The 8,132-nt window shown below is 65.3% G+C and carries 6 protein-coding genes; 4 read left to right on the top strand and 2 right to left on the bottom strand.

Annotated elements, in window-relative coordinates:
* Positions 1-173 precede the first annotated feature (173 nt).
* Entirely contained in the window at positions 174-677 is a 504-nt protein-coding gene (locus C442_RS16110) for an MGMT family protein (RefSeq protein WP_080504330.1), read from the top strand.
* Here the strand turns inward: C442_RS16110 and C442_RS16115 are convergent.
* Together C442_RS16115 and lonB are read right to left on the bottom strand one after the other, a co-directional pair.
* Positions 674-1,501 carry a CPBP family intramembrane glutamic endopeptidase gene (locus tag C442_RS16115; protein ID WP_008312304.1) on the bottom strand — a complete coding sequence of 276 codons (828 nt, stop codon included), beginning with the start codon at positions 1,499-1,501 and terminating at the stop codon, positions 674-676. The two genes, C442_RS16110 and C442_RS16115, sit on opposite strands and share 4 nt — an antisense overlap.
* Positions 1,502-3,631 (bottom strand): ATP-dependent protease LonB, encoded by a 2,130-nt coding sequence (gene lonB, locus C442_RS16120; protein ID WP_008312305.1) that lies wholly within the window; start codon positions 3,629-3,631, stop codon positions 1,502-1,504. It abuts the gene before it with no gap.
* Positions 3,632-3,801: 170 nt separating this feature from the next.
* Here lonB and C442_RS16125 point away from each other — a divergent pair, with 170 nt between their 5' ends.
* The 3 genes from C442_RS16125 to C442_RS16135 all read left to right on the top strand — a co-directional run bounded on the left by C442_RS16125 (position 3,802) and on the right by C442_RS16135 (position 7,692).
* On the top strand, positions 3,802-4,368 hold the full coding sequence (locus tag C442_RS16125; protein WP_008312306.1) for a nicotinamide-nucleotide adenylyltransferase: 567 nt from the start codon (positions 3,802-3,804) through the stop codon (positions 4,366-4,368).
* Positions 4,368-5,144 carry an SAM hydrolase/SAM-dependent halogenase family protein gene (locus tag C442_RS16130; RefSeq protein ID WP_008312307.1) on the top strand — a complete coding sequence of 259 codons (777 nt, stop codon included), beginning with the start codon at positions 4,368-4,370 and terminating at the stop codon, positions 5,142-5,144. Before C442_RS16125 ends, C442_RS16130 begins: the two co-directional genes overlap by 1 nt.
* A gap of 79 nt (positions 5,145-5,223) precedes the next feature.
* Positions 5,224-7,692 carry a DUF5059 domain-containing protein gene (locus tag C442_RS16135; RefSeq protein ID WP_049943057.1) on the top strand — a complete coding sequence of 823 codons (2,469 nt, stop codon included), beginning with the start codon at positions 5,224-5,226 and terminating at the stop codon, positions 7,690-7,692.
* Positions 7,693-8,132 lie beyond the last annotated feature (440 nt).

Consider the following 8,132-nt stretch of genomic DNA (forward strand, 5'->3'; position numbering starts at 1 on the left):
CATGCCGACCTGGCTACAAACCTGAAACTCCCAACCTAGCGGTGCGGTGCCGCGGGAATCCCACGCCTGAAGGCGTGGGAGGAGGTCAAATCTGCCGTCTTCCCAGCGCCTCGGAGCTTTCTGGCTGTTCGAAATCGCTTCCCAGTCTGTCTCTTCAATCAATCCAAGGCCGAATGTTGAAGGGGCGACCGGCCGACGACGCTAGTATGGAAGCACCGACCGGGGACGCAGGAATTTACGCCCGCGAGTCGTCGTATCTCGACCGATACGTCCAGCTCGGGGAGGCCGGCGACCGGATCATCTCGCTGTCGTTCCCCTCTCAGCCCGAGGACGATGTCAGCGAGAACCACGCCCTGCTTGACCGCATCGACGAGTATCTCCAGGGGGTCGAGGACGATTTCACGGATGTCACCGTCGGTCTCACTGTCCCGACGGACCAGCGCACAGTGCTCGAAGCCGTCCGAGAGATCCCCTACGGCGAAGACGCCTCAGTTGCACAGGTCGCGCGGATGACACCAGATCTGGATGACGACGACGAGGATGACCTTGCGCAGGTCCGGAAGGCGCTGGCCGCGAACCCCGTGCCGCTGTTGATTCCGGACCATCGGGTTCGCGACGGACCGAGCGCCGCGCCGCCGCCCGTCGAGCAGAAACTCCGCGCTATCGAGGGCCTCTAGGCCCAGAGCCGGTCGACGCCCAGCCCCTCGTGGACGATCAGTTCGAGGGCGTTGACGAGGTAGTGAGCGACGACGACTGCAAGGAAGCTGTTTGTCGCGATGAACAGGCCCGCGAGCGCCAGCCCAAGCGTGCCGGTGACGACGATGCCCACCCGGCCCTGTGCGCCGTGGCCCAGCGCGAAGGCGACGGAGGCGACGACGGCCATCGCCCACGCCGGCGCGTCGAGGCCGGCTACGGGGACGCCGATAGCCGCCGCCCGGAAGAGGAGTTCCTCGACGATAGCGATGACCGGCAGGACACCGCCCAGCAGGACGACCCAGCCGCCGGCCGAGTCCGGGGCGAGCAGTTCCCGCAGCGACTCGTCGAAGGCGACGCCGAAGCCGTCGGCCAGCGCCGCGGCGAGTTCGTTGCCCAGCCAGAACCCGACGCCAGCGCCGATGCCGACGGCTATCGCCGGCAGTCCAGTCGAGAGAGCGTCCGCAGTAATACCGAACGCACTGGCCGGGATTTCGAAGTAGAACGCGCCGGCGACCAGCAACACGCCGAACAGCCCCTGCGTGAACGCGACGTTGGCAAGTAAGGCCCCTGTCGAGAGGTCATTCGGGGCGAGCGTATCCTGCATCTGCCGTCGCTGGGCCGCCGCCCGTTGCGTCTCGAAGCGTGGGAGAGTCGGGTTCTGGGGTTCGGTGGCCATCGAAGTACTGTCGACTGTCGACGAGACGCCGCCGTCGGACCGTACGGCTCCCTGCGAGAGCCGTGCGAGACCGAGAAGCGCGGTTAAAAGAAACCCCGTCAGGCCGACGAACGCGGCCCACTCGGGCATCTATTGGGGACTTGGACTGCCGCTCTGCCGGCCGACCTCGTGATCGAGCGCCTTGCCCGTGATGGACTTGAGGCGGTCGACCAGCGAGTCCTTCTCGGCTTCGCCGGCGAGGGCGACCTCGAGGACTTCAGAGATGTGCGAGACGGGGATGATCTCGATCATGTCCTCGTACTCGTCCTCGATCATCACGTCCTGTGTGTTCGCTTCAGGGATGATGACCGTATCGAGGCCGGACTTGGCAGCCGCCTCGATTTTGTGGGTAACGCCGCCGACCGGCAGCACGTCGCCCCGGACCGACAGCGAGCCGGTCATGGCGAGGTTCTGCTTGATCGGAACGTTTTCTATCGCGGAGATAACCGCGGTGGCGACGGTGATAGAGGCGGAGTCCCCGTCGACGCCGCCTTCACCGGCCTGAACGAACTGGATGTGGACGTCCTTCTCGGAGATGTCCTCGTCGGAGAACTTCTTGATAATCGCCGAGACGTTCTGGACGGCCTCCTCGGCCATCTCCTTGAGCTGTCCGGTGGCGATGACCTGGCCAGGACCCTGTGACGGGCTGACCTCGGCCATGACGGGCAGGACGATACCGCTGTCCTCGCCCATGACGGCGAGCCCGTTGACGCGGCCGACCACGTCGCCCTGGTTGACGGTGAGCTCGTAGTCCTTGCGGCGCTCGATGTAGTTGTCCGCGAGCTGTTGCTCGATGGACCGGGACCGGCGTTTGGCCTGTAGCACGTCCGCTCGCTCGGTGCGGTCGCGGTCCTCGGCGCGGGCGATGTCGCCGGCGACGCGGACCAGCCCACCGAGGTCACGGAACTTCAGGCTGAGGTGGCCTTTGCGGCCGGCGCGACGCCGGGCCTCCAGAATGAGTTCCTGGACGGCCTCCTCGGTGAAGTGCGGGAGCCGCCCGTCGTTCTCGACCTCTTGCGCGATGAACCGGGCGTACTTCCGGCGCATCTCGGGGTCGTCCTCGATGGTGTCGTCCATGTACACCTCGTACCCGTACCCCTTGATACGGGAGCGCAGCGCGGGGTGCATGTTCTCCATCGCGTCGAGGTTCCCCGCCGCGATCATGATGAAGTCACAGGGGACGGGCTCGGTCTGGACCATCGCGCCCGAGGAGCGCTCGGACTGGCCCGTGATGGAGAACTCGCCCTCCTGAATGGCCGTCATCAGCTTCTGCTGGCTGCGGATATCGAGCGTGTTGATCTCGTCGACGAACAGCACGCCCTTGTTGGCCTGGTGGATGGCACCGGGTTCGACGCGGTCGTGGCTCGGCGTCTCCATCCCGCCTGACTGGAACGGGTCGTGGCGAACGTCGCCCAGCAGTGCGCCGGCGTGAGCGCCCGTCGCGTCCTCGAACGGCGCAGTCTTCTGGTTGGCGTTGTTGACCAGCAGGTTCGGGATCATCGCGTCGCTGCCGCGCGAACCGTAGCGGAACGCGAGATAGATGACACCGGCCGCGAGAATCCCCAGCAGGACTTGCTGGACGAGGATCAGGGCGTAGCCGATGACGATGGCGATGATGATCCACATGAGGAAGGTCCGCATCTGGTTTCGCTTGCGGGCCTCCTCTTTGTGGGCCTCGACGATCTGTTCCCCTTTGCCGCCTGGGACGGTGCGAACTTTCGGCTCGTTGCCGTCGTCGGGATTGTGATAGACGAGAACGTCCTGCAGCTCCTCCCGCGGAAGCAGTTGGGACATCGCTTTCGCCAGCATCGACTTCCCCGTTCCGGGGGAGCCGATCATCATGACGTGGCGGCGCTGTTTGGCCGCCTTCTTGATCACGTCACGGGCGTGGTCCTGCCCGATGACCTGGTCGACGAGTCGGTCTGGCACTTCGATGTCGGCGGTCGACTCGATCTCGAGACCGCCGAGGAGATTCTCCTCGTCTCCGTCCAGTTCGGACTCGCCGTCAACTTGGACATCGCTTCCGAGTGTCGTTTCGGACGTTTCTCCCTCGCTGCCCCATCGCTCCTCGGACGGGTCGGATGGCTCGTCGGCCGAGGGCTCAGAGGCGGGTTCGTCGGGGTCCTGTTTGGCCCCGTTGGTCGACGCCTCTTCCTCCCCAGCGTCGGATGCCTCCCGGTCAGGGTCGGGAGTCGCGTCGGTGTCGGTGTTGTCGCTCATACAAACGTTGCTAACATCCTCATCGAAGGCCTGTCGACTGATATACTTTCTCCCCGTGTCGGTTGTTGCAACACCCCGGAAACCGCAGTACAGCGCCCGAATTGGGTGTGCTTGTATTCCGGTAGTACCGCGTCGTCGGGTTTATCAAACCACCACACCCACTGGGGAATATGCGTGGGTTCTACATCGGTCGCTTCCAGCCCTACCACAACGGCCATCACTCGATGGTCGAACGTATCGCCGATGAGGTGGACGAACTCGTTCTGGGCATCGGAAGCGCCGACGATTCACACACCACTCACGACCCCTTCACCGCCGGCGAGCGAATCATGATGATTACGAAGGCCGTCGCGGAGTACGACCTGACGACCTACGTCGTGCCCCTCGAGGATATCAATCGCAACGCCGTCTGGGTGAGCCACGTCGAGAGCATGTGCCCGGACTTCGACGTGGCATACTCGAACAATCCGCTGGTCGTCCGGCTGTTCGAGGAGGCCGGCATCGAGGTCCGTCAGTCGCCGATGTTCGACCGCGACCGACTTGAGGGCAGCGAGATCCGCCAGCGGATGATCGACGACGAGTCCTGGCGCGACCGGGTCCCGTCGTCTGTCGTGAACGTTATCGAGGAGATCCACGGTATCAAACGACTCCAGCACGTTTCGGACAGCGACTCGCTCGAACGGTACACCGCAAGCGACGAGTCGGTCACCGAATCGCTCGACGACTTAGACGACTGATGATTACGCTGAGTTCCGATTTCGGTTCGCCGTACCCCGCAGCGATGAAAGGCGTCATCTGTCGGGCGACGGACGCGCGTATCGAGGATATCGCCCACGACTTTCCGCGGCAAGATGTCAGGGCGGCAGCGTTCTGGCTCACGCAGACGCTCCCGTACTTCCCGCCGGCAGTCCACTGTGTCGTCGTGGACCCGGGTGTCGGGACCGGCAGAGACGCCCTCGTGGTTCGCGCAGGCGAGCACGCGCTCGTAGGCCCGGACAACGGCGTCCTCCTGCCGGTCGCCCGCGAACTGGCTGAGAACGAGAACGACGCAGCGAACACGTTCGAGGTGTTCACCTGGACCTACGACGACCCCGCGAGCACGACGTTCCACGGGCGGGACGTGTTTGCGCCCGCCGCAGCGGCCGTCCACGACACCGGCGTCGATACTATCCAGACACGGCCCGAAACCGACCCGACCGACGACTATGTCGACCTTCGGTTCCCGGCGGCCGCAGTCGAGGGTGACGGAGCGACCGGCGAGGTACTCGTCGTCGATGACTTCGGGAACGCCGTGACGAACATCCCCGGCGATGTCCTCGCGGATCGGTTCGGCGGGGTGGTCTCGGTCGACGGTGTCGAGGCCCCAGTCCATCGAGCCTACGCCGCCGTCGACCAGGGCCAGCGACTCGTCACCGTCGGCAGCCACGGGAACGTCGAACTCGCCGTCAACCGCGGCCGCGGCGACGAAGCGTTCGGTGTCAGTACCGGCGAAACTGTAGCGCTGTCTCTGTGACGACGTGTAGCCGCGAAAGAGTTTAGGCTCGCCGAAAAATCGGTGCTGTTAAGTCTTTTAGGCCTGCCTAATCGACTGTATGCCACAGAGACGCGACTTGCTGAAGACGGTGGGGATCGCTGCGACGGGACTTCTCGCTGGCTGTCCAAGCCAGGGGTCGTCCGAACCGAACACGGCGTCAGCGGACACCGAAGCAGCGACAGAACAGGGAACGGTTGCAGAAACCGACGAGGGGGACGAAAGCGGCGTCTCGGTCGGGCCGATGACCGCTGTTGCGACTGAGTGGAACGTCTACCGGGCGCGGCTGTACGACGCCGTCGCGCTGGGCCGGGCCGGTGCACCCGGTGCAGGGGCGACCGTCGCCCAGAGCGTTTTCGCCCGCTTCGAGGGGGCGTCGGGCGAGTACGGAGCCCACGAACAGCTAGAAGCCACGTCCGAGTCGGCATACGAGGGGTTCGAGGACGCGCTCGGGTCCGTCCAGTCGTCGCTGTCTGAGGGCGACGTATCGGCGGCCGCCTCGGCAGCGGACGAGGCATCGGGCCACCTCCAGACAGCCCAGCAGGCCGCTGCCGGACAGCAGGCCACCAGAGTGCTGGACCTGCTCGTGCTGGGCAGTCGGGCGAGCAACGCCGCCATGGCTGCGACGCTGGGCGCGTTCGAGGGGGCCGCTGCCGTCGCGGAGGAGACGATGACCGCGTTCGAAGACGCACTGGTTTACAGCCAGATCGAGGATGCAGATGCGGAATCCTACGAGGCCTTCGAGAACGCACTGGCCGGAATCGGTTCCGCCGCGGGCAACGAAGACGCAAGCGGCGTCACCGAACAGGCCCGCGCCGCGCTCGATGCGACCGTCACGGGCGCGTATGCGCTGGTCCAGCAAGAGGCGGTCGCTGGCGCGGGCCACCTCTCGACGATGCAGGCCCGCGGCTGGGACGCGGCTGCGCTCGCGTCCGCCGGCGGTCCCGGGCAGGCGTACGCGCACACGGTCACGCTGAACAGCTACCGTGCCCGGGTCGCCGATGCGGACTGGCTCGCCGCCAACGACGCGGCCGATGCAGCCTCGACGGCCGTCGAGAACGTCTTCGCTCACTTCGAGGGAGCGAACGCACACGACGCGCTGGAGGAGGCCGACGGCGAGGCCTACGAAGCCTTCGAGGGCGGACTGGAGGACCTTTCCAGTGCCATCGAGAGCGGTAGCGGGGACGGCATCGACAGTGCCGCCGAAACGGTCGATACGAACCTCGTGACCGGTATCGAAGCGCTGGTCGGCGGCGAGGACGCCCGGGCGGCGCTGGAGTCAGCCTTCTTCCGTGCACGCATTGCGGACGCCCGGGAACTGTATCGCCTCGGTGACGCCGACAGCGCGGCGGCTGTCGTCTCGGACGTGTTCGCCCGCTTCGAGGAGAACGAACTCGGGTTCCACGAGACGATGGAGGAGGAGAGCGAGGACCTCTACCACCGCTTCGAGGAGGAGCACCTCGTGTCGCTCCAGTCGGCCTACGAGAACGATGACAGCGAGGCTGTGGCGACCCACCACGATGGAGTTCAGCAGGCCCTGCTTGACTTCGAAGCAGCCCTGTCGACGGCCGTCGCCAGCGGGGCGGAGGCGGACTACATGATCGGTCGGGCCTTCGACGCGACCGGGCTCGCGGCGCTGTCGGAAACCGACCGCGCGGCGACTGTCATTCAGGACACCTTCGCCCACTTCGAGAGCGGCGCGGCGGGCTTCCACGAGGCACTGGAAGAAGCCGACGAGGAAATCTACGAGACCTTCGAATCGACGCTTTCGGACGTTCGCGCCGCCGCTCAGGACGGTGGGGATGTCACCAGTGCGGCGACAGCGTTCAACGACGAGGCCATCGCGGCGGCGTACGCCATCGCCGGGAGCGCCGGCGGCAACGGGGAGGCCGCGACGGCCATCGTACAGGACGTCTTCGCGACCTTCGAGGAAGCCCGGGTCCACGAGATGCTGGAGGAAGCGGACCACGACGCCTACGAGAACTTCGAGGCAGCGCTGAGCGACTATTCGAAGGGGCTGACGAACGGCGACGGCAACCCGACGCGGATGGCGGATGCGACGCGAACCGGGCAGTTCGCTGTCGTCGGCGCTGTCGACAGCGCCCCGAGCGGGTCCGGTGGCCACGGCAGCGAGGAGTCCGAGGAGACCGAGTCGTCGCTGTCCGGCGGCCCGAACGTCGTCGAGGGCGTTCCAGAGGACGTCGACCACGTCGTCGACATGGAAGCAGTGGCGTATGTACCGGAAGAACTCACCGTCAGCGTCGGCGACAAAGTCGCCTGGGAACACGTCGGCGGCGAACCGCACTCGGTCACCGCCTACGAGGACGAGATTCCGGAGGACGCGACCTACTGGGCCTCCGGCGGATTCGAGAGCGAATCGGCCGCACGCGAGGGATGGGAGAACGGGGAAGGGGCAGTGCAGTCCGGTCAGAGTTACGTTCACACGTTCGAGACGGCCGGCGAGCACGGCTACGTCTGTATTCCGCACGAAGCCGCGGGGATGGTTGGCACCGTCATCGTCGAGGAGTAATCGACGGCTTCTTTTTGGCCCACCTAGAAACCGATGGCTTTTTGTGTTTTAGGGTAGCCTAAATAATTGTATGCCGGACGAACAGGCCACATCGAGGCGGGATATCTGTCGCCGTAGCGAGTCGGGTACTGCCGTCCCTGTCGTCCGCGCACCCGCCGCCCGACAGGAGGTGAGAGTCAGGACGTAAACGTGGACTGACCTGTCAGTCTCGACCATCTTTCGCGGCGACGACCACCGTGGGCATAGCCCGTCGCCGCGCGCCACGAGTTTTTCGTGTCTGTCCCGTGGGCGTCTCGCCCCAAGGACGCCCCATTTCAGGTCCTTTGCCGTGGACCACACTGGAACACCGATTCTCAGTACTTCACAAAGCCGGTTAGTTGAGAGGTCTGCTTGCTGAAGGTGTGTCCAATACCAAGCAAGCAGACGGTGAAATCCACGAG

It is taken from the genome of Haloarcula amylolytica JCM 13557, assembly GCF_000336615.1.
Taxonomy (GTDB): Archaea; Halobacteriota; Halobacteria; order Halobacteriales; family Haloarculaceae; genus Haloarcula; species Haloarcula amylolytica.

Coding starts and splice junctions, on each gene's coding strand:
- C442_RS16110 (WP_080504330.1), top strand. CDS start 174: ATGTTGAAGGGGCGACCGGCCGACGACGCTAGTATGGAAGCACCGACC.
- C442_RS16130 (WP_008312307.1), top strand. CDS start 4,368: ATGATTACGCTGAGTTCCGATTTCGGTTCGCCGTACCCCGCAGCGATG.
- C442_RS16135 (WP_049943057.1), top strand. CDS start 5,224: ATGCCACAGAGACGCGACTTGCTGAAGACGGTGGGGATCGCTGCGACG.
- C442_RS16125 (WP_008312306.1), top strand. CDS start 3,802: ATGCGTGGGTTCTACATCGGTCGCTTCCAGCCCTACCACAACGGCCAT.
- lonB (WP_008312305.1), bottom strand. CDS start 3,631: ATGAGCGACAACACCGACACCGACGCGACTCCCGACCCTGACCGGGAG.
- C442_RS16115 (WP_008312304.1), bottom strand. CDS start 1,501: ATGCCCGAGTGGGCCGCGTTCGTCGGCCTGACGGGGTTTCTTTTAACC.